Here is a 20,360-nt window from a genome sequence, read left to right as displayed (position 1 = left end):
GCGCCGCCGCCTCCTGCTGTGTTCGGCGCGATCGCAGCTCACCGCATGCCGGAGAGCCTCGCGATGAACCCGTGAGACTCCGGATCGCCGTCGCTGCCGAGCGGCTTGTCGAGCCCGGGGAGCTCGAGGGTGCCGGTCACGGCGCCCGCGACGTAGACGGGATCGCCGGAGCCGCCGTCCGCGGCGACGACGCGCAGGGCGACGGTGCCGTCTCCCTCGAGCTGGGCCGCCGAGACGAGGTTGCCTCGGGCGTCCAGCCTCAGCAGGAATCCCGCCCGCTTCCGGGAGGTGGTGAGCGCCCCGGCGCCCCCCAGCGGGAGCGCGCCCGAGAACTCGCCCGTGACGTAGATCGAGCCCGCCTCGTCCACCGCCACGCCGGCCGCGATCTGGCTCTCCGTCGCGTCGCCGAACCCGCGGCTCCACACGACGCCGTCGTCGGAGACGCGCGCGACGAAGAGGTTCTCGGTCTCCCCCGCGTCGGGCAGCGGCGGGCAGCGCTCTTCGAAGCGGACGCGCCCGCGGTACGTCCCGGCGATCACGACGTCGCCGCCCGGGAGCAGCGCGGCCCCGTGCTGCGCCACCTGCTGATCTCCCTCGACGTTCAGCGTCTTCACGTCCTGCAGGGCGCCGTCGGTGGTCACGTAGCGCGCGATGAAGACATCGCGGCGCTCCGAGGCGAAGGGGAGCTCCCCGCCGAACGAGACCTCTCCGCTGAGCGAGTCGTAGTCGCCCACGACGGTCACGAACCTCGACCCTGACCTCGAGTTGGCGGCGATCGCCTTGACCGTCACGGCCGCGCGCGGCCCGAGGCGGTGCTGCCACCGGCACGCGCCGTCCTGCGGGTGGAGCGCGGCGAGCAGCGCCGACTCCTGCGGGATCTCCCCGAGCGCGCACGGCCCGAAGCTCCTGCCGGCGTCCGTCACGTCGACGGCGGCGACGACCGCCTCGGAGGTCGCCGCGAGGCCGCGCGCGGTGGTGCCGTGCTCGGCGTCGACGCTCCACACCCACCCGCATTTGCCCTCCGGGCCGAGCGCTGCCACGAAGCTCGTCGTGAAGGCGGTGTCGAGCAGGCCGGGGCCGATGCGGCAGGCGCTGAGCGACCCCGTGGGCAGGTTGGCGGCCCCCTCGGACTCCCCGGCGACATAGGTGAAGTCTTTGCCGGCGGCCAGGTGCAAGCCCCAGATGTCATTCACCGAGAGCCCGTACCGGCCGTCGCGCGCCCCGGCGGCGCTCCACTTCGCGACGGTGAATTGATAGCGCGAATCCTCGAGGACATCCGTGACGACGGCCGTCAGCGCGTTGCCAGATGCGGTGAGGTCGCCCACGTCGAAGCCGAGCGTCGCGCCCCACGCGGCCGACGGCTGGAGGATGGCGCCCGGGGCCTCGCTGCACATCGGGACCCCGCCGCCCTCTCCTCCCGCGCCCGAGCCCCCGCCGCCCTCGCCCACGCCGCCCGCGCCCATGCCGCCCGCGCCCATGCCGCCCGCGCCCATGCCGCCCTCGCCCGAGCCGCCAGTGCCCGAGCCGCCCGTGCCCGAGCTCGCCGCGGAGGAGGTCGCGCCCGGGGCCGCGCCAGCGCCGGCCTGCGACCGGTCGAGCTCGCCGACCTCGAGCCCGATGATCGCGTTGCAGCCGCCCGCCACGACGGCGAACAGGCCGGCGCAGGACACGGCGGATCGGATCGTACGGGGTTCGCGCTTCATCGGATCGGCTCTCCGCGGGGCGGCATCTTCGAGGCTGCCAACGCCCCAGCGCGGGCTCAATGGCAGGCTCTGACGTAATCAGGAAAGAGGATGGTGGACTGGCAGGTGAGGCTGCACGACCCGAACGGGCCGCGCTGCCCGCACGGGACATCCGCCAGGAACACGCTGGATACCACCGCGCACGTCAGGAGGCCGCTGCAGTTGACCGAGCGGAACTCCTTCTCCTCGGCGCCGCTGCAGTCGTAATCGAAGCCGCCTCCCGGGCTGATCGGCGTGTCGTAGAACGTGCTGGGCTGGCCGGGGTGGACCCGGGGGTTGTCGTCGTTGCAATCGTTGCCGCCCTCGCACGCCTTCGAGCGATAGCCGTCGTCGTCCGCGTCGCAGTCGACGGTGCCGCCGCCGGAGCCGGAGGTGGCCGAGGTGGAGCTCGCGCTGGAGGTCGCCGCGCCCCCACCGACGCCGGAGGTGGCCGAGGTGGAGCTCGCGCTGGAGGTCGCCGCGCCCCCGCCGGCACCGTCGCCGCCCGCGCCGCCGCCTCCACCGGAGGCCGCCGCGCCGCCGCCGTCCCCACCGGCGCCGGAGCTCGCCGCGCCGCCGCCCGAGCCGGCCACGTCCGCGGACGAGGCGGCGGTGCTCGCGGACGATGCGGTGGTGCCCGCGTAGTCCCCGCCAGCGCCTGCGCCGCCGGGGCCCCCGGTGAAGGTGACGTCGGGGTAGCACCCCGCGACCGCGCCCAGCGCGGCGGCCGCGGCGGGCAGAGCCAGGCGGAAACATCGGTGAAGCGAGCGCATCCTCGAATGGAAGCCCCCGTTCCCACCGGCGTCAACCTGCGGCGGCCGGATCACGCGCCGCGCCGCGCTGCTTCCGTGGCAGGCTCAGCGGCGCCGTGTGGAAATGTCGTGGGCTGTTCTGCTGGCGCGCGCTCGATGCCGAGCGCGGCGGTCACGGCATGCCCTGCAGCCGAACGATGAACCCCTCTCCCGGCGCCCGGATGGGACGGCCGAAGTCCATGAGACGGAACGTGTCCGTCAGCTCGCCGCCGATGTGGAGCGGATCGCCGGGCCTCGCGCCCGGCGCGACCGACCAGATAGCCACGGTGCCTTTCCCCGCGATCGCGGTGCCCCAGAGGACGTTGCCCCTCGGGTTGAGCGCGATCAGATAGCTGGACAGCTCCTCCGTCCCGGCGGCGATCGTCTCGCCGCTCTCCAGCGGGATCTCGCCCTCGAGCGTCCCCGCCACGTAGATCGTGCCGCTCTCGTCCGCTTCCAGGTGGACGACCATCTGATCTTTCACCGCGTCGCCGAATCCACGGCTCCAGATCACTCTGTCTCTCGAGACGCGCGCGACGAAGGTGTTCTCCGAGCTCCCCGCGTCCGGCAGGAGCGGGCAGTGATCCTGGAACTTGAAGGACGGCCCGGAGTACGTTCCGGAGATCACGAGATCGCCGCCCGGGAGCAGCGCGGCCCCGTGTCGCGCCGCCGACTGGCTCCCAGGGGCCCTGAGCGGGAGGAGGTCGGTCAGCTCGCCGTCCTCCATCCGGACGCGCGCCACGAACAGATCGCGATCCGGCGTGCGGGGGAGCTCCTTCGTCTGGATCTTGATCGCCGCGTCCGGCGCGTCGTATTCGCCGAAGACGAGCACCTCCCCGGTCTCCGGGACCGCGACGAGCTCTTCGATGCGCACGGCCGCGGCGGTCTCGAACGTGCGATGCCAGACGCACGCGCCGTCGGGGTCGAGCCCCACGAGCGCCGTGGAGCCGCGCTCGTCGCCGGGCCCGAGGGCGCACTCGCGGGAGCTCGCCGTCGCCTGTCCCGAGAGCGAGACCGCGAACACGACCCGCTTGGGCGTCGCCGCGAGGGCGAGCGGGGAGGTGTTGAACTCGGCGTCGACGCTCCAGATCCACTTGCATTTGCCCAGCGGGTCGAGCGCCGCCAGGAAGCTCGGCTTGTGCCCGTTCTCGTCGGGCACGCCGATCAAGCACTCGCCGTCCGGCGTGAGCGAGGTGAACGGCGCCTCCGACCAGCCGGTCACGTAGGCGGCGTCCGGCATGACGGCCAGGTGCTCGGGCCAGATGTTGCCGAGCAGCTCGCCGGTCTTCATCCCGTACGCGGTGTCGCGGGTCCCGGACGGGCTCCACCGCGCGACCGAGAACCCGACCTTGCCGGGCGTGCTGACGAGCCCCCGCGCCTCCCGGATGACCGCCGTCACCGCGCCGTCCCGCGCCGCGACGCTGGCGACCGACAGGCCCGACAGCTCTCCCCACGCGCCCGACACGCCGCGGACCGCCCCCTCGCGGGTCGGGCTGCATTCCGCCGCCTCCCCGCCTGCGCCGCCGGCGCCGTCCCCGCCGGCGCCGTCGCCGCCATCGCCTTCACCGCCGGCGCCGCCGCTGCCGCCCGTGCCGACCGCGGAGGCGTCCGCCGACGTCGCGCCCGCGCTGCCGGACGACGGATCCAGCTCGCCGACCTCGAGCCCGATGATCGCGTTGCAGCCCGCTCCGGCCGCGGCCGCGAGCAGCGCGGCGCGGAGCATGGGTCGAGTGTTCATGAGATCGCGCGTCATCTCTCCGTCTCCCGTGGCGCGGCGCCTCCGGCGGCCGGCGAAAGATCACCCTCGCCACCGCCGGCTGCATGCCGGGCGTGGCTCCAGGGATCGAGAGATTACCAGCGCACCGCCGGCCGCGGCTGCCGTCAGAAGATCACCGTCGCCACGGCGCCTCCCGGCACCACGCCGACCGTCGCCCTCGGGGCCGACGGCGCCTGCGCCGACGACGGCGCCGTGAAGATGAGCACCGCCCCGGCGCCCAGCGCGGCCGCCCCGACCAGGAACGCGACCGTCGAGATCGTCCCTGCGGTCGCGCCCTGCTGCTGCAGCTGGATCCCGCGCTCCGAGCAGACGTTGGCCTCGTTGCAATAGGGCTCGGCGTCGCCCTTCTTCCCGAGGGCGCGCAGGCCGAACGCGGCGCCGACGCCGAGCCCGACCACGCCGGCGCCGGCGCTGATCCAGCCGGCCGTCCGCTGCATCGAGCTCCCCGCCGCCCGCGGGCCGTCCTTCGGCGGGAGCGCGGGCCCGGCGCTCCCGCCGCCGGCCGCGAGCGCCTCCGGCGCCACGAGCAGCTCGGCCTGCGCGCCCTCGGCGAGCTGCACCGTGAACGTCTTCTGCTTCCGGCCCGGCGCCGTCGCCGTCACCTGGACCTCGCCCGGATCCACCGGCAGCGGCGCGCCCAGCGAGCCGGCGCCGACCGGGATCCCCGAGCGCTGCACGGCCGTCTCCGGCGGCGCGCCGGGCGCGAGCCGGATGGTGAGCCTCGGCACGCGGCCCTCGAGCGCCGCGGCGCGCGCCTGCGCGATGGGGCGCCGGTCGTCGTTCGCCGGCAGATCGCGCGCGAGCTGCCGGAAGATCGACCAGGCGGTCGCGATCTTGCCGCGCTTCTCCTCGCAGTCGGCGAGGTTGAGCAGCGCGCCGGGCGCCGGATCGAGCTCGTAGCTCTCCCGGAATTTCGGGCACGCCGCGTCGTAGTCCTTCGCCTGGAGCGCGGCCCTGCCGGCGTCGAACAGCGCCTCCGCCGCCGCGGGATCGCGCACCTGCGCCGAGGCGCCGGGGCAGGCGAGGAGCGCGGCCCCTCCCAGGGCGAGCGCCTCGGCCGGGAATCGTTTCCGCGAGCGTTTACGCGAGCTCAATCTACCCATCCGTGCGACCTCAGCGTCTCCGGTTGAACGGGTCCTCCGCCGGCGTGGGCGCTGGGGCCGGCGCGGGCGGCGTCTTCGCCGGCGCGGTCGCGGGCGGTCGCGCCTTCCCCGCGGCGGGCCGCGCGGCGGCCGGCGTGGGCGCGGGCGGCGTCCCGGTCGCGGACGCGCTCGGCGCGGACGCCGGCGGCGTGGGCTCCGGCGACTCCGGCGGCGGCGCGGGCACGGGCGCGGACGGCGCGATCGCCGGGACCGCGTCGCCGGACGCCGCGGGCTCCGCGCCGGCCCCGGGCGCGCCCGCGCCGCCGTGCGGCTCCTGCGCCGCCCCGGCGCTCGCCCCGGGGCGCGGCTCTGCTTCCACGGCGGAGCCGTTCGACGCGTGCTCCGCGTCCGCGGCGCCCCCGCGCTGCCACCACACGAGCCCGACCAGGGCGCCCACGGCCAGCGCGCCGGCGCCGGCCAGGAGCGCGCCCAGGGCCGCCGCGCGCGGCGCCGGGCGCTCCGTGCCGGCCGAGCGCTCCACGACCGGCGAGACCGTGCCCGCGCCCCCGCCGGCCGAGCCGGCGCTGACCGCGCCGCCGCTGCGCGTGCTGGGCGAGCTCGCCGCGGCGAACTCCGTGCCGCGCGGCCCGCTCCCCGGGGCGCGCGCGTGCGCCGCCTGGCGCCCTGGATCCGAGGACATGTAGGCGCGCCCCGGATCCGGGTGCGAGCCGGGCGCGGGGTCGAGCGCCGCGCCGCCCCGCGCCTGGCGCAGGGCGCGCTGCATCGCGCGGGCGTTCGGCCAGCGCCGGTCGGGATCGAACGCGAGGGCCGCGTCCATGACGGCGGCGATGGGCGGGGGGAGGGTCGGCAGGACGCTGCCCACGGGCGGCGCCGGCTGGGTCATGGCCGCGAGCAGGAGCAGCGGGAGGGTCTCGGCCTCGTGCACGTACCGCCCCGAGAGGAGCTGGAACATCGTGCTCGCGACGGCCCAGAGGTCGGTGCGCGGGTCGACCCTGTCCCATTGCCCGCGCGCCTGCTCGGGCGGCATGAACTGCGGCGTCCCCATCAGGCTGCCGGCGCGCGTGGTCGCGTTGGCCGGGGACGAGAGCTCGCGCAGCCGCGCGATGCCGAAGTCGAGCACCTTGAGCTGCCCCTGGCGCGTGAGGAACAGGTTGTCGGGCTTGAGGTCGCGGTGGACGATCCCGCGCTCGTGCGCGACGGCGAGCACGTCGAGCAGGTCGTCGGCGATGCCGAGCACCTCGTTCACGCCGAGCACGCCGCTCGGCTCGCGGGCGCGGCGGGCCTCGACGGTCTCGCCCTCGAGCAGCTCCATGACCAGGAACACCGAGCCGTCCTCGGTGACGTCGTCGTCGAGCACGCGGACGATGCCCGGGTGGTCCACGCGGTTCGCGACGTAGCCCTCGCGCAGGAAGCGCGAGCGCGCTTCCTGGTCCTCGGACAGCTCGCGGCGGAGGATCTTCACCGCGCCGCGCATCCCGTTGCGGTGCGTGCCGGCGTAGACCATGGCCATGCCGCCGAAGCCGAGGAGGCGCTCCAGGCGCCATTTGCCGCGCAGGACCTGGCCTACGAGCGCCTCCGGCCGGAAGCCCTCAGGGTCGACTCGGGTCATCGGCGGAGACCACCTCTTGTCCTGGCCACGGGGGGCGTCGCCCCGCCGGCGAGGCCGGCGGAGCCGGCGCGGCCAGCGGAGCCGGCGAGGCCAGCGGAGCCGGCGAGGCCAGCGCGGCTCGAGCGGCAGGGGTGGCTGACGGGCGCGCGACGCATGACGGCCGCATGTTACCCCGGTCTCGGGCGGCGGGGCGCGAAACCGTCCGGGGTAGGCGCGCGCTCGCCGGGAGTGGGCGGATCGCGCGGCGCGGGGGAGCGGCGCGCGTGCGGCGCGGGGGCCGACACCCTTGACGTCGCGCGCGAACGGGGACACTTCGCCTGCTTCCCGGAGGATCGAGCGAGCATGCGCAAGACGGTGAGCCACGCGGCGTTGATCCTCCTCGCCGCCGTTTCCTCGGTTCGGTGCGGCGGCGCGGGCGCCCATTCCCCGACGGCCACTGCGCACGAGCCAGCTGTCCATGCGCAGGCGCCTGCCGGCCCTGAGGGCGGTCCCGGGCACGCGGCCCATCACCACGATCGCGGTCCCGGGCACGCGGCCCATCACCACGATCGCGGTCCTGGGCAGGCGGCCCATCACGGCGGCCACCTGCCCGCGCAGCACGACCACGGCCACCGGCCGGCGGCGGGCTCGGCCCCGGGGGCGCCGGAGGACGAGCTCCGCGCGGTCGCCGCGATCCACGGCGGCGCGGGGCCGTGGGCGGTCGCCGGCTACCGCATGGGGCGGTATGCCCTCGCGAAGCTCGGGCTGCCGGCGCGGAGCTTCGACCTCGAGGTGATCCACCACAGCCCGAGGAACGTGCAGTTCTCCTGCATCGCGGACGGCGCCGCCGCGGCGACGGGGGCCAGCCTCGGCAAGCTCAACCTCAGCCTTGTCGAGGCGAGCGAGGCCGGGGTCGAGACGACGTACCGGCGCAGGTCGACCGGACAGGCCGTGACGCTCCGTCCCTCGGCGGCCTTCCGCGCGCGCTTCCGCGATGTGCCGAGAGAGGGGCTGGAGGCGGCCGGCAAACAGGTCCTGTCGTTGCCGGACGCCGAGGTGTTCGAGGAGGTGCCGGCGCGCGTCGCCAGCCCGCCGGCCGGCTCGCCGGAGTGACGCGCCCTTTCTGCGGCGCGATGCTCGGCGGCCTGCCGCGCTGGCTGCGCGGCGCGGGGTACGACGCGACGTTCGAGCACGGAATCGACGACGTCGATTTCGTGCGGCTGGCGCCGCAGACCGGCCGGCGGCTGCGGACAAGGCATTGGCCAGAGGAGAGTACGAGTCGGTCGCGTCGCGAGAGAGGCGCTGGGGCGAGGGTTGGGAGACGCGGTGTGCCGCGGAATCGGAAGGATGCGGCGTGGCTGGCGCGGCGCGCAGCGGGCACGGAGCTGGCGAAGGGGGCGCGGGCGCAGGGGAGGGAGGCGGGAGAGGGAGTTGCGCAGCCGCCATGAATGGCGCGCGAGACCACGTCGGGGTTGCGCAGGAGATCCACCGGGGCTGCGCAGGAGCCGGACGATGGCAACAAAGGACAGCCACGGGGGTGCGCAGGAGGGGAGCGGGGGACGCGCAGGACGGGAGCGAGTGTGGTGTAGGACACAGACGGGGGTGCGCAGGAGAGCCGGCGGGGCCGCGCAGGAGAGCCGGCGGGGCTGCACAGGAGGGTCGCCGGGGCTGCGCAGGAGGGCGCCGGGGCTTGCACAGGAGGGCTGACGAGCTGCGCAGGAGGGCCCACGGCGCTGCGCAGGACGGCCGGCGGCGCTGCGCAGGAGGGCGCCGGGGCCTGTTCAGGCGGGCCGACGGGTTGCGCAGGAGGGCCGACGGCGCTGCGCAGGAGGGCCGACGGCGCTGCGCAGGAGGGCGCCGGGGATGGTCAGGAGGACCGGTGGGCTGCACAGATAGCCGCCCGGCTGCCGCTTCGCCTGGTCCACCGCTCCGCGATCACCTCACCGCCGTGCGCATCCAGCACGCCGCCGATGTCGCGGCGGGCGCTGGCTGGGAACCCTTGCGCCGGCGAGCTCCTCGAGCGCGGGCTCGGCGCCACGGCCTGCGGAGCGGCCGCGGGCGTCGAGGACCCCGTATGCATTCCGGTTTCACCGCGAAAATTGTCTGTGACGCCCACGTCACGCTCAGAGAAATGCCGGCGGGCGTCCCGCTCCGGCGGCGTCGGAGCGCGTCCCGCCCCGGCGGCGTCCGAGCGCGTCCCGCTCCGGTGATTCGACCGTCGCGCTCACCTGCAGATGTCGATCGCCGTCTTGCACTTGCCGCTCTGGCAAAAGCCCGCCCTCCCGAGCGCCGGGTCCGGGCACTCGACGTCTGGACAATCGGCGTTCGTCGTGCACGCCTGGCCGGTCGCGGGGGTCGTCACCATATCGATGGCCCTCGTATAATAGAAGGCGCACAGGTCTCCCGCATCGGGCTCATGGCCCTGCTCTACCGCCTGCAACGCCTCCTTGTAGCTCTCGTTCTCCGCGAAGCACGGATGATCCCCCGGGAGCTCGGCCGCCCCCGTACCGACGTCGATCTCGCACCCCTCCTGCTGCGCCGCGCAGGCCATGAGGCTCTGGAGCTCCGCGAAGACCGGCGTGCATATGCCCACCTCCTTGACGGCCTGCTCGTGGGCTCGGCGGGTATCGGTGGCGCACTGCTCGGCTGTCACGCCGCCGCTCAGCCGCCCGCACTCGGCCAGCTTGCCACAGAGGATCTCCTCTGGCTTTACCGAGTCTGAGGACTCGCTTGTACAACCCGGAAAGGCCACCGCGAAGAGGCCGAAGAAGGGAGCGCAACGGAGGATGATGTGGATTGTCTTCATGGCTTGTCCCCTACCTTTCACGATCATCGCCGTCGAGCCCGGCAGGAAGAGCGACTTCGCAACCGGCGTGCCGGCCCTCCGCGCGAAGGGTCTTCCGATGAAAGGCGGGCTACGCGGCGCACCGACCTGGCAGCGCCGCGCGGTCGCCCCGCGGCCGCACGCGCGGATCGGCCGGCGCGCGCGTGGCGAGAGTCGCCCTCCTGGCAATGCTTGCCGGCGTGCGCATGGCAAGTCTTGCCGTCCTGGCAACGCTTGCCACCGTTGTCCGGAGCGGCTCGGGCGCGTTGCTGCACGGACGGCCCGCGGCGGGAGAGGGGGCGGCAAGGCTCGCGGGGGCGATCACGCGAGGATCGGGTCAGGCCCGGGTCGCCGCAAGGCCGAGCAGGCCCCTGGCGCGCGGGGGCCATCATCAGCCCATCCGTGAGTATGGTGGCCGATAACCGCCGCTACCGCCACCGAAACGGGGGCCACCAGCTTCGCTTGGGCTTTGCGGCGGCGCGTGGAGCGCCGCCATCGCCACCGCTCCCGGCGCCCTCCCCGTGGAGCGAATGGCCCCGCTCCACGATGGCGCCGCTCACCATCGTCGTGAAGAGCGTCCGCAGGGACTCCTCCTGTTCGAGCGGCGCGACGAAGCCGAAGCCGAACAGGAGCAGGTCGCCGTGGGCCTCGCAGAGGAACAGCTCGTACACCGCCCCGGGGGCGAGCTTCGTGCACTCCTCCAATCGATGCCGCTCGAACGCCATGCCCTGCCAGCTCGTGCGCTCGCGGAGGTGACGCAGCGGCGCCTTCCCCTTCACGAACCCGTCGACGTACCGCCGTCGTTCCTCCTCGTCCCGCCCGCGCCCGACGATGACGTAGAAGTCGAAGCTCACCCCCACGATGGCGACGGCGTTGTACCCAAAGAAGCCGGGCTTCTCGCGGACCTCACCCTCCTCGTACCAGAGCTCGGGCAGCCGAAGGGGGTAGGGCCCAACGTGAACGATCTTCGGCTCCATCACGGTCATGCGCTCCAAGCGGAGCTCGACCCATACCACGGTGGCCGAGCAGGTCACGACGAAGAGTGTGTCGAAGCTCCAGACCCCTGCGCGCGATCACCGCCTCGCGCCGCTCGTCCACGAGCGCGACGCAGCCCGCGCCACCGTGGCTGATACACGCTGGCTCACGAGGGCTGCGCTCCAGGTGGGCTTCCTGGGCGGCTTGCCGCCGTATCCTCGGGTGGACTTCAAGGTCGTGGCGGGCCAAAATACCGACGTCACCCTCGTGGCGACGCCGGGCGCAGCCGGCGCCAGCCTGGTCCCCTGGGACGGAGAAGGTCCACATGCCAGAGCCCCTGATCCGCGACGTCTCCGACACCGCCCGCTGGGCCGCCTGGTGTCGCGGGACGGAGGGCGAGCGCCCACGAGGCCCTGTCGAACCGATCGTCGGGCATGGAGGCTCCTGGGGAGCGCACACGGTACGCAGGAGCCCTGAACGGATCCTGTTTTCAGAGATTGCCGCAGGTAGAGGGATCGGGCGAGGTCGTATCGAGGCACGCGCTCCACCAGAGGGGGGCCGTGTCGGCGGTGTCCGTCCAGAGGCTCCTGACTTTGAAGCTCCAGCGCGAGCTCGCGTCCACGGTCGTGAATGCCTTCGTGAAAATGGAGGCGATGAACCAGCTCGAGCCATCGCCCGGCTGCAATGCGCTCCATCCGGAGGGGGACGTCGGGCCGAAGACAGCCCCGCCCGCGCCAGCGCCCGAGGTGTCCGGGAAATACCGCGGCCCGCCCCCCCTCGCGACGGGGACCCAGGTACATCCGAAGCCGCTGCATTGCTTCTCTTGGATGAAATAGCCGACCCACTGGCAGGTGCCCGTCTGGGGGGCATTGCAGGTGGACCGCTTGACCGAGACGTTGACCTGGTAGGTCGATTGATCCTGGAACACCGGAGCGGGCATCACGCCGGTCTTCTTCTGGCACCAGGTCTTGTTGGAGACCGCGCTCGGGGCCCAGGGCCTCAGGAAATGCTCGATCCCCACGGCGTTCGGGAGGTCGCCCTGGTAGTCCTGCAAGGCGCCGCCGTCGTAGTAGAACGGTCGACCATCGGACGGCTCCTGGTGGAAGCAAGGCACGTTGCCCAGCATGATGCCGCTGCCCATCGCATAGGGCACCTTGGCATTGTTGTACGTGGGCTCGACGGTGAAGACGGGATATCCATGGTACATGGCGCCCCCGACCGCGTACGGGAGGAACGCCCGCGGGGAGACGGCGATGTGGGCCTTGGGGTTCTTCGAGAAGAAGTCCATCGTATCGAGCTCGAAGCTCATCGAGTGATAGACCCGCTGTCCCTGAGGGTCGAGGTAGGCGTTGTCCCCCCGGACCACGGCGCCGTTCATGATCTGGTCGAGCTGATTGCCGATCACGGTCCCGTTGCCGATAGCGGTGGCGTCCCCGTAGTCGCAGTACGGACCGGCGCAGACCGTGAGGTAGTGGAGGATCGGCGCCGTTTGCGCGCCCCATACCGGGCCCGAGGCCGAGGAGCCCTCGAACGTGTAGCTGTTCCATCCCGGGAACGTGTCGACCCCGGCGAGCGCGGTCGCGGGCGCGAAAAGGCCGCACGCGACGGTGAGCGCGACCCGGGTGAAATAGGAATGGGGCGACGTACTGTGAGACATGGTACCTCCTGCGCTCACATCTACAGCGGAAGCCACGCAACGTCTACAGCGAAAGCCACGCAAGGTCACGACGCCGCCGCAGCGCCCGGCGGACGTGCGGCTCGGCCGCGCGTCGACCACGTCCTGCCCGACGTGCCCCTACGGCAATGGGTGCTCACCGCGATGGCCTCGCGGGCGAAGGGCCGCGCCTCGGACGCGCGGGCGGCCCTCCGGGTCGAGCGGTCCGCCCTGGAGGGCCAGGCTCCGCGCCGCGTCCGCCGGCAGGCTGGCCCGGTAGCCCGCGTCGGCGGCGCAGCGCCAGCGCCCTCGTCGCGATCTCGTAGCGCCTGGTCGTCTGCTCGTCGTCGGCGAGCGGGGCCTGCACGGCGAACGACCGACGCCCGGGAATCACGCCGAATGGAGGGCGAGGCCAGAATGGCCTTCATGCCCCCCGGGGCATCGCTACTGCAGCACTGTCTCCATATCCCAGTCAACCCACATGTCTTTCCATTCGTTGACCGGCTGCTGAACGCCATTGTCCAGGATGTTCATCACGTCCGTGTTCGCGCTTGTATTGCCTTCGAACGCTCGCTTGAACATCTCGCCTGCGAGGGCGGTCTGAGAGCCGGACGCGCCGCAGTGGTTCGCGCTGTACATCTGAAAGCCCATGCGCTCTGGGACGCCGAGCGCCTTCCATACCGGTTTTGCCGCCCACGCGGAGAGCGCTTCGCAGGTCCCGCCCAGGTGACACCATGAGTTCCTGCCGTTGGCGTTCGTGAAGTGCACCAGATGCCGCGGAGCGATGGTCGCCAGGATCATGTGCGTATCGAAGGGGAGGTTGTACACCTTCGAGGGGTCGCTCCGGAGCCAACGGGCCGCGCTGGTCACCCAGGGGCCGCAGATGCCGCTGTCTTCGAGGTTGTCGATGCTCTGAGGTTTTGCATCCGAGCACTGCCAGACAGAACCGCCTTCACCGTGCCTGAACCACTCTGCCTGACGCAGGTTGGCCACGCCACCGCCGCCCGATTCCACGATGACGACCACCGGCGCGCGACTGAAGACACCCGCCAGGTAAGCGCCTTTTCCACATCCGGAGCAACCCGACACCATCACCTTCGTGGGATCGTGTCCGCTGCCCGGGTTCTGCTCCAGCACGTCCATCACCCGGTCGATCATCCATCCGTTGGCGATGTTGGTGTTGAGCTCGGACAGGCCGAAGAGGTTTCTTATCTTGCCTTCGAAGCCGCTGCCGAACGACAGCTTTTTTCTGCTTGACGGGAAGATCCCGCCCGACAGCTCGAGGGCGATCACATCGCCGGATCCGCTGATGGTCGCCGAGAAGCTCTCGGTCTTTTCGCCGACCTTGGCGGTGATCGAAACGGTACCTCCGGAGACGGTCCCGGTCACCTCGTCCGGTTCGCCGGGGACTGGACCGTAGAGGTACTTGGCCGCCATCGCCAGGATCTCCTTGCGGCGGCACTCCCACTGTTCCTTGGTGGTGACCTTCGTTCCGTCGAAGAACGTGAACGGATCCGGGAGCTTCTCGTTTACCTCGGTCAGAGCGCTCGGCTCAGGCAGAGTGGGCAGGGTACACGTGAAGCTGCCGCCGCCGCCGTTCCCGCCGGTCCCGGTAGCCCCGCCCGTCGGGGAGCCGCCCGTGCCGGATCCGCCCGTCGGAGCACCGCCGCCCGTACCGGCGACCCCGCTGGTCGCGGAAGCGCCGCTGGTCGCGGAGCCTCCACCCGTGGTGACTCCCCCGCTCCCGCCCGACGTCCCGCCGCCTGTGCCCGAAGCATCTTCACCGGTACCGCCGGATCCTACTTCTGAAGAGCAGCCAGCGAAGGTGAAGAGGGCGAGGACGGGGACCGCGAGAGCGGTTAATTGGCGCGAGGCACGAGAACGGACAGACATGAAGGCCTCCATGTATCGAGTGCAGTGGCGGAATGCGACACGCGGCGCACGGCGCGTAGTGCGTGACACGCAATCGCCGTACTTATAGCAGACGGTGAATAAGTCTATGTGTTTTCGCGTCAGTAATGCTGTTTTGCCACGCGTGCGAATTTGCGCTGTGACGATGCCGATGGCACGTGAACGAGAAGTTTCAGGGCGCGGTGCGATGCGTTCGCCGTCGAGCCGAGGACCCGTGAACCGAGCCATGAGAACGGCGCTCCCGGGGCTCGGGGGATCGTCGAGGAACCGCCCGCTCCCGAGGTCACGCCACCGGCGCTACCGCCGCCGGCGCCGGCCACGGACGACGTGGTGCCCGCCGACGAAGCGCCGCTGGTCGGGCTGCCGGTGCTGGTGGTGTCATCCTCATCAACTGTGATGCCGCCATCGCTGGAGCCGCACGCGACGGACAGGGGGAGGAGGGCCCTTAGGGGGAGAGGTCTGGAGAAGGCTGGCCGGAACGACACCATCAGACGCTCATTCCCAGTGGAGGGCGGTTCGATCACGTTTATCGCTGAGAATCGTACGACCGGAGCGAGCAGCGCTAGGTCGGGGTGCAAATGTTCAACGAGCTTGGAGTCGATGGGATCCACCCGGATCGTCTCCGGGAACACTTCGCGACAGCGCGCGCCTGCGGGACATCCGAGGAAGCGACACTTTGGGGCGAGCGCCGAGGCGGAGAGCCGTTCTTCGGTGAGCGCTACGACCCGGTGACCTGCGAAGCTGCCTTGGGGCTTGCCCGGCACCCCGATGTCGACGCGTCGGCGGCGGGCGACGCTCTCGTGCTCCCGCCCTTCACTCGGTGAGGGAGGGCGCAGCCGGCGTGTCGTCGCCGGCCTCTCGCCGGTCCTGCGCGGCGCCGTGCTTGCGGAACGCGCCGGGCGGCAGCCCGTGCTCGCGGTGGAAGGCGCGGTTGAAGGCGGACACCGAGGTGTAGCCCACCGCCTCGGCGATCTCGGTGAGCGATCGATCGGTCTCGCGCGCCAACCGCGCGGCCTCGTGCATGCGTGCCTGGGTCAGGTACGCGAGCGGGGAGAGACCCACCTCGGCCACGAAGCGGCGCGCCAGCGTGGGCCGCGAGGTCCCGAGCCTCGCCGCCAGCGCCGCGACGTCCCAGGGCGCGGCGAGGTCCTCGTGGAGGAGCGAGAGCGCAGCGGCGACGAGCGAATCGCGCAGCGCGCCCAGCCAGCCGGCGCCGCCGGGGGGCTGATCGTCGACCCAGGCGCGGAGGAGCTGCACGAAGAGCACGTCGAGGAGCCGCGACACCACCAGGGATCGGCCGAGATCCACGCGATCGTGCTCGCGCGTCAGGCCGGCGATGGTCTCGGCGAGCTCGGGCCTTCCGCGCGTCTTCTTCGCTGGGATGTGGACCAGCTCGGGCAGCACGCGCAGCGCCGGGTGGCGGGCGCCGGGGACGTCGAACGCGTAGACGCCGCAGAGCACCTGCGTCTCCACGCCCTGGCCGTCGCCGAGGCGCATGCGGTGGTCGACGGTCCCGCGCGCCGCGAGCCACGCCGCGAGCGGTATCCGCCGGCTCCGCGCGTGATCGGCGAGCGCGTGCGCGCTGCCGCGCGGCAGGAGCACCACGTCGCCCGGCCCGAGCGCGACCCGCCGCTCGCCGAGGAAGAGCCAGCACGTGCCGGCCGTGACCAGGTGGAAGAGCGCGTCCGCGGACGCGTCGAAGCAGATCCCCCACGGCGCCCGCGCCGACGAGTGGCAGTAGACCCGGCCGCGCAGGTGCGTCAGCTCCAGCACCCTTCCCAGCACGTCGTGCACCGCGCCCTCGTTCATGGAACGCCACGGTAGCAGCCTTCTCCCGAACGATCGCACCGTGAGCGCTTCGGACAAAACATCGAGAGCCGGAGCGATGGCCCGTGGCGGCGACAATCCCCAAGCTCTCTCGCATCGAACGGCTCGCGCACCGCAGGGGTGGCGATGCCGTATCGGAGGAGGCGGATCGTGAAGCGTGAACCTTTGGAGCAATCGTCGTCCTGGAAGCCCACCTCGCCGTCGTTCATCCTCGGCGCGCTGGGCGGCGCGTTCATGCTGTTCCTCGCGGTGAACGGCTTCGCCCAGCCGGTGGCGGCGGCTCAGGGCTTCGGCCTCCCGCTCCTCGACGTCGGAGACGCCGTCTTTCTCCACATCAAGGCGGGCCGCGATCTGGGGATCGGCCTCATGTTCGTGGGTCTGCTCGCGCTGCGGATGCGCACGGCGCTCGGCGTCGTCACCCTCGCCTCCAGCGTGATGCCGCTCGTCGACTGCCTGGTGACGAGCACGAGCGGTCGTTGCAGCGTCCCCTACGCGCTGATGGTCCACGGCTCCGCGGCCGTCTACTGCGTGGTCGCCGCCGTGGTCATGCTGTGGACGCCGCGCCCCGCGCTGGAGCCGCACGCGGCGCTGGAGCGCTGAGCGGCGCGGCGGGCAGCTGCCGCAGCGCCGCTCGCCACGTGCCGCGAGCCCTCGTCCTGATGACTCTTGATGGTGTTTACCTGCCAGCGTTTATCATCATTGCATCGGCGCAGGCGCAGGCGCAGGCGCCGCGTCCGGTGCGGGCGCAGGAGCAGGCCCGGGGACCGGCGTGGGCGCAGGTGCAGGCGCCGCGTCCGGTGCGGGCGCAGGCGCAGGCCCGGGGGCCGGCGTGGGCGCAGGCGTCGGCGCGGGCTCCGGGGCAGGCGAGGGCGCAGGCGTCGGCGCGGGCTCCGCCTTGGCTGGCACCGGCTTGCAGGGCACGCAGGGCGGCAGCCCTGGCACCTTCGAGCCCACGGCATAGGAGAGCGTGAGCAGGATGTTGTTCTGCACCTGCCAGGCGTCGACGAGCTGCGGCTGGCGCACGACATGGAGCTGGTAGTCGAGAGACGCCCACTCCACGAGCTTGAAGGTGAGCCCCCCGACGATGTCGACGTTCATGAGGTCCAGCGCGCCGCGCTCATCGCCTGCGTCCAGATCCGAGTACACGATCGGCAAGAGGGCGGCGACGCCCGCCTTGTACGTGATCTGCTTGTCACGGAGCGCGCCCGAGGCCTCGATGACAGCCTCGGCGCCGAGCTGGCTATAGCTCGAGAGCTCGCTCACCTCGACCTCGGGCGTCCCGTCGTCGTCCCCCAGGGCGAGCACGCCCGACGCAATCACCTCCTGCGCGCCAGCGCCGGCGCGCGCCTCGACAAGGATGGGCTCCCGATTGACGGGCTGGACGAAGACGCCGAGCGACTGCTTGAGCGTCACTGGCTGGAACGGATCGCTCAGGTGAAGGCGCGTCCCGGTGATCGCCTCGCTCGTCCCGTCCGCGCGCGCGATCGCATAGGTCGTCGGCGCCGAGCGCGGGTCGCTGCCAGGGAACATCTGCGTATCGAGCGCGAAGCGACCGAACGGCCCGAACCAAGGCACGACGTGGTAGAGGTAAATCGCCTCGAAGGCGAGCGCGTCGCGCGTCTTGACCCAGGCATCCACGGCCGGCGTGCGCGTCACGCCAGCGCCGGCCCCGAGCGTCATGCGGAGCTCATGGGCGGCCTGATTGAAGTCGAGGGAGCCCTCGAGGACGAAGCCTGCGGATATGCCTGTCCCGTCTGACTGCCCGACGACGCTTTGATTGTTGGCCAGGTTGAACGTGCCGCCGAGGAGCAGCCCCGGTGACCAGCCGTCCACGCGCCCCGGATCGGTCGCGGGCGCATCGACGTACGTGGTCTCCACGGAGGGGGCCGACTGCGCAGCGGCCCCGCGAGCGAGGAGACCGGCCACGGCGCACGCTGATACCACAAGACCGAAGCGTTCTGGAGAGAATTTCATGGGATATCCTCGGCGATTGTGCTGAATCAGGTACAAACGCGGGGTCTATAGCACACAACGCGTCCGACGAGGGTCCAACGTCAAGATCACTCGCAAGAGGTCGGCGCCGTCGAGCAAACGGCTGGGTTTCACGCGAGCTCACCTCGCCCGAGCCCTCGGTCACGAATGACGCTGCTTGGAGGAGATGGGGTCAGGGCCGCTCCTCTCCAGTCGCTCGTAGCGCCCCGCCCCCTGCGCGCCTTTCCGAAGAACGGCGGCTGTTGAGCTCGCTCCGCGCGGGGCGTCGCCTCACTCCAGGTATGCCAACCGCGCGAGCCGGAGGCGGGCGTGCTCATCGCGGGCGTGGCCGACAGTCCCGTAAGGCCCCTCGCCGGCGCGACGCGGCGGCCGCGCTCATGGCGACGAGCAAGCCGAGCAAGAGCGGCGACGAGCCTCGCCCCGGCGCCGCCGGACCGTACGAGCACCCCGAAGGCGATGTCCCCGCGCACACGCCCTCCGAGCACGCGTCGCCGTCCGTCTCCGGATCGCCATCGTCACACGCCGTACCCCGAGGCCGAGGCGCCTGCGAGCACGACGCCGACTCTGGCTCGTAGACCCCGAGGTTGCATGCGTCGGAGAGCTCCCCGCAGAAGCGCCGCGAGGTCTGCGCCTCGTACAGGTTCGCCGGCTCGAGGGCGCTCACGGTCTCGTACCACTGAGCATCTTCCGTGAGCTCGTCGGCGACGACCAGGCCTTCGCCGACGACGTTCGACTGGACATGGCCCCACAGCAGGGGGATGTACATCGGGGCCGCGAGGTTCCAGTAGGTGTTGCGCGCGCCGCCGTGCGGCCCCGTGCATTCCTCGCCCCCGCTGCCCGCGAACGTGTACGCGCTGAGCTGCGTGAACAGGTTCTCGAACGGCGAGTCGCCGTGGTGATCGAGGACGAGCAGCTCGGCGCCGGTTCCGCGGGAGAACACATTGCCGCTCGCGCGCGCAGACACCGTGAGCGAATGCGTCCAGACGTTCGCTATGTTGAAATCGCGCACCAGGACGTCCGCCGAATAGCTCAACGCGATGCCATGGTGCCCCTGGCGCCCCTCGAGCGCGATGTCCTGGAACGTGAGCCCCTTCACGTAAGGCCCGGTGAAGATCCCGCTGTCGGCGTCGACGATGGTGACGTCGCGGACCCAGCTGTCGGCCACGGCAGTGAAGGTGATCGCGTTGTAGCCGGGCTCCTTCGAATGCCCGGCGTAGGGGACCTCGATGAACTCGATGCGCAGGTGCTCGACCCCGACCTCTTCCACCACCTCGTGCGTCTGGAGCTCGGGGCTCCATGCGAGGGATACGTCCGTGCGCAAGGGTTGCGTGAACGTCACGACACCGCCATCGATCGAGCGGATGCGCAGCGGCGAATCCAGGGTCAGGGGGACCATATAGGGGCAATCTCCCGCCTCCGCCTGGTCGTTGTGCAGGTGCCTGCCGAGGCTCCCCGATCCGTCGTCGACCTGGTGCAGCTCGACGAGCCGCCCTTCTGCGAGGCCCACGGTGGACGCCACGGTGAGGGAGGTGTCGCCGCGCGGCGCCGCGGCCGTCACCGCGGTCGCGGTCGTGGCGATCACCTCCTGGGAGGGACGTATATCGATGAACGCTCCGCTCCAGGACCACGACGGGCTCGGTCCATAGACATCCGCGAGGCTCTGGGGGATGAAGAGAACACTGCCGTCCGGACCGGAGCCCTCGCCGCGAAGCACGACGTTGCTCTTCGAAATCCGGAGGATATCGGTGATGACATAGCGCCCCGCAGGGATCAGGACAGCCCCGTTCTCGGCCGCCGCAATGGCCGCCGCGAAGGCGCCGGTATCATCGGTCACGCCGTCGCCGACCGCGCCGAAGTCCGTGACGTTCGCCACCACCGGCACCTCGGGGAGCGGCGCCTCGCCCGCGTGGTACCCCGCATGAGAATACTCCGGGAGGCGGCTCGTGGGGGTCCACGCCTCGCCTGCGGCGCCCCAGAGCTTCGACATCCCGCCGAATGCGGGCGCCGACGCAAGCAGCAAGGCCACGCCGGCCGCCCAGCCGCGTCGCAACATTCCCAGACCAAGCCCACGATACTTCGATCGGGTCATGGATGCTCCTGATAGCGAAGCCGGCCTCGCATGCCGCACGACTTCGATCCAAGGAGACCACGGCGCTCCGTCGACAGCAACTCGATGCTGCGCGTCGCCTGAAGCGTC

15 protein-coding genes are annotated in these 20,360 nt (G+C 71.9%); 3 read left to right on the top strand and 12 right to left on the bottom strand.

Annotation, left to right across the window (positions count from 1 at the left end; genetic code table 11):
* Nucleotides 1–38: 38 nt before the first annotated feature.
* The 5 genes from WMF26_RS34110 to WMF26_RS34090 form a co-directional block, all read right to left on the bottom strand.
* Nucleotides 39–1,670 (bottom strand): hypothetical protein, encoded by a 1,632-nt coding sequence (locus tag WMF26_RS34110; protein ID WP_437996139.1) that lies wholly within the window; start codon nucleotides 1,668–1,670, stop codon nucleotides 39–41.
* Nucleotides 1,671–1,759: 89 nt separating this feature from the next.
* Nucleotides 1,760–2,494, bottom strand: coding sequence for a hypothetical protein (locus WMF26_RS34105; RefSeq protein WP_437996138.1), 735 nt, complete (start codon nucleotides 2,492–2,494; stop codon nucleotides 1,760–1,762).
* A gap of 151 nt (nucleotides 2,495–2,645) precedes the next feature.
* Nucleotides 2,646–4,250: a hypothetical protein gene (locus WMF26_RS34100; RefSeq protein WP_437996137.1), complete on the bottom strand. Its 1,605-nt coding sequence runs from the start codon at nucleotides 4,248–4,250 to the stop codon at nucleotides 2,646–2,648.
* A gap of 143 nt (nucleotides 4,251–4,393) precedes the next feature.
* Nucleotides 4,394–5,392 (bottom strand): tetratricopeptide repeat protein, encoded by a 999-nt coding sequence (locus WMF26_RS34095; protein WP_437996136.1) that lies wholly within the window; start codon nucleotides 5,390–5,392, stop codon nucleotides 4,394–4,396.
* Between the two features lie 10 nt (nucleotides 5,393–5,402).
* Nucleotides 5,403–7,001 (bottom strand): protein kinase domain-containing protein, encoded by a 1,599-nt coding sequence (locus tag WMF26_RS34090; protein WP_437996135.1) that lies wholly within the window; start codon nucleotides 6,999–7,001, stop codon nucleotides 5,403–5,405.
* Nucleotides 7,002–7,343: 342 nt separating this feature from the next.
* Between WMF26_RS34090 and WMF26_RS34085 the strand changes: the two genes are divergently transcribed.
* Nucleotides 7,344–8,093, top strand: a complete 750-nt coding sequence (locus WMF26_RS34085) for an FmdE family protein (protein ID WP_437996134.1) — start codon at nucleotides 7,344–7,346, stop codon at nucleotides 8,091–8,093.
* 1,111 nt (nucleotides 8,094–9,204) lie between these two features.
* On the opposite strand, the gene WMF26_RS34080 is transcribed toward WMF26_RS34085, so the two are convergent.
* The 4 genes from WMF26_RS34080 to WMF26_RS34065 all read right to left on the bottom strand — a co-directional run bounded on the left by WMF26_RS34080 (nucleotide 9,205) and on the right by WMF26_RS34065 (nucleotide 14,326).
* A complete protein-coding gene (locus tag WMF26_RS34080) occupies nucleotides 9,205–9,786 on the bottom strand; it encodes a hypothetical protein (RefSeq protein ID WP_437996133.1) in 582 nt (193 codons plus the stop codon).
* 446 nt (nucleotides 9,787–10,232) lie between these two features.
* Nucleotides 10,233–10,790: a hypothetical protein gene (locus WMF26_RS34075; RefSeq protein WP_437996132.1), complete on the bottom strand. Its 558-nt coding sequence runs from the start codon at nucleotides 10,788–10,790 to the stop codon at nucleotides 10,233–10,235.
* 479 nt (nucleotides 10,791–11,269) lie between these two features.
* A complete protein-coding gene (locus WMF26_RS34070) occupies nucleotides 11,270–12,436 on the bottom strand; it encodes a hypothetical protein (RefSeq protein ID WP_437996131.1) in 1,167 nt (388 codons plus the stop codon).
* Between the two features lie 441 nt (nucleotides 12,437–12,877).
* Nucleotides 12,878–14,326: a glucuronyl esterase domain-containing protein gene (locus tag WMF26_RS34065; RefSeq protein WP_437996130.1), complete on the bottom strand. Its 1,449-nt coding sequence runs from the start codon at nucleotides 14,324–14,326 to the stop codon at nucleotides 12,878–12,880.
* Between the two features lie 596 nt (nucleotides 14,327–14,922).
* On the opposite strand from WMF26_RS34065, the gene WMF26_RS34060 reads away from it, so the two are divergent.
* Nucleotides 14,923–15,168: a hypothetical protein gene (locus WMF26_RS34060; protein ID WP_437996129.1), complete on the top strand. Its 246-nt coding sequence runs from the start codon at nucleotides 14,923–14,925 to the stop codon at nucleotides 15,166–15,168.
* Here the strand turns inward: WMF26_RS34060 and WMF26_RS34055 are convergent.
* A complete protein-coding gene (locus tag WMF26_RS34055; protein ID WP_437996128.1) occupies nucleotides 15,158–16,153 on the bottom strand; it encodes a cupin domain-containing protein in 996 nt (331 codons plus the stop codon). The two genes, WMF26_RS34060 and WMF26_RS34055, sit on opposite strands and share 11 nt — an antisense overlap.
* 168 nt (nucleotides 16,154–16,321) lie before the next feature.
* Between WMF26_RS34055 and WMF26_RS34050 the strand changes: the two genes are divergently transcribed.
* On the top strand, nucleotides 16,322–16,771 hold the full coding sequence (locus tag WMF26_RS34050; RefSeq protein ID WP_437332459.1) for a DUF4267 domain-containing protein: 450 nt from the start codon (nucleotides 16,322–16,324) through the stop codon (nucleotides 16,769–16,771).
* 96 nt (nucleotides 16,772–16,867) lie between these two features.
* Here the strand turns inward: WMF26_RS34050 and WMF26_RS34045 are convergent, their stop codons facing one another.
* Together WMF26_RS34045 and WMF26_RS34040 are read right to left on the bottom strand one after the other, a co-directional pair.
* Complete coding sequence (locus tag WMF26_RS34045; RefSeq protein ID WP_437996127.1) at nucleotides 16,868–18,049, bottom strand: hypothetical protein; 1,182 nt, start codon at nucleotides 18,047–18,049, stop codon at nucleotides 16,868–16,870.
* A 427-nt stretch (nucleotides 18,050–18,476) separates the two neighbouring features.
* Nucleotides 18,477–20,150, bottom strand: a complete 1,674-nt coding sequence (locus WMF26_RS34040; protein ID WP_437996126.1) for a glycosyl hydrolase family 28-related protein — start codon at nucleotides 20,148–20,150, stop codon at nucleotides 18,477–18,479.
* Between the last annotated feature and the right edge of the window lie 210 nt (nucleotides 20,151–20,360).

This window comes from Sorangium sp. So ce185 (assembly GCF_051526825.1).
Classification (GTDB): domain Bacteria; phylum Myxococcota_A; class Polyangia; order Polyangiales; family Polyangiaceae; genus Sorangium; species Sorangium cellulosum_D.
This window is presented reverse-complemented; position numbering and strand designations above follow the sequence as displayed.

What these genes read in the sequence shown, in the direction of transcription:
- WMF26_RS34105 (WP_437996138.1), bottom strand. Translation starts at nt 2,494, where the DNA reads ATGCGCTCGCTTCACCGATGTTTCCGCCTGGCTCTGCCCGCCGCGGCC.
- WMF26_RS34065 (WP_437996130.1), bottom strand. Translation starts at nt 14,326, where the DNA reads ATGTCTGTCCGTTCTCGTGCCTCGCGCCAATTAACCGCTCTCGCGGTC.
- WMF26_RS34055 (WP_437996128.1), bottom strand. Translation starts at nt 16,153, where the DNA reads ATGAACGAGGGCGCGGTGCACGACGTGCTGGGAAGGGTGCTGGAGCTG.
- WMF26_RS34070 (WP_437996131.1), bottom strand. Translation starts at nt 12,436, where the DNA reads ATGTCTCACAGTACGTCGCCCCATTCCTATTTCACCCGGGTCGCGCTC.
- WMF26_RS34100 (WP_437996137.1), bottom strand. Translation starts at nt 4,250, where the DNA reads ATGAACACTCGACCCATGCTCCGCGCCGCGCTGCTCGCGGCCGCGGCC.
- WMF26_RS34040 (WP_437996126.1), bottom strand. Translation starts at nt 20,150, where the DNA reads ATGTCGAAGCTCTGGGGCGCCGCAGGCGAGGCGTGGACCCCCACGAGC.
- WMF26_RS34090 (WP_437996135.1), bottom strand. Translation starts at nt 7,001, where the DNA reads ATGACCCGAGTCGACCCTGAGGGCTTCCGGCCGGAGGCGCTCGTAGGC.
- WMF26_RS34075 (WP_437996132.1), bottom strand. Translation starts at nt 10,790, where the DNA reads ATGACCGTGATGGAGCCGAAGATCGTTCACGTTGGGCCCTACCCCCTT.
- WMF26_RS34080 (WP_437996133.1), bottom strand. Translation starts at nt 9,786, where the DNA reads ATGAAGACAATCCACATCATCCTCCGTTGCGCTCCCTTCTTCGGCCTC.
- WMF26_RS34060 (WP_437996129.1), top strand. Translation starts at nt 14,923, where the DNA reads ATGTTCAACGAGCTTGGAGTCGATGGGATCCACCCGGATCGTCTCCGG.
- WMF26_RS34095 (WP_437996136.1), bottom strand. Translation starts at nt 5,392, where the DNA reads ATGGGTAGATTGAGCTCGCGTAAACGCTCGCGGAAACGATTCCCGGCC.
- WMF26_RS34085 (WP_437996134.1), top strand. Translation starts at nt 7,344, where the DNA reads ATGCGCAAGACGGTGAGCCACGCGGCGTTGATCCTCCTCGCCGCCGTT.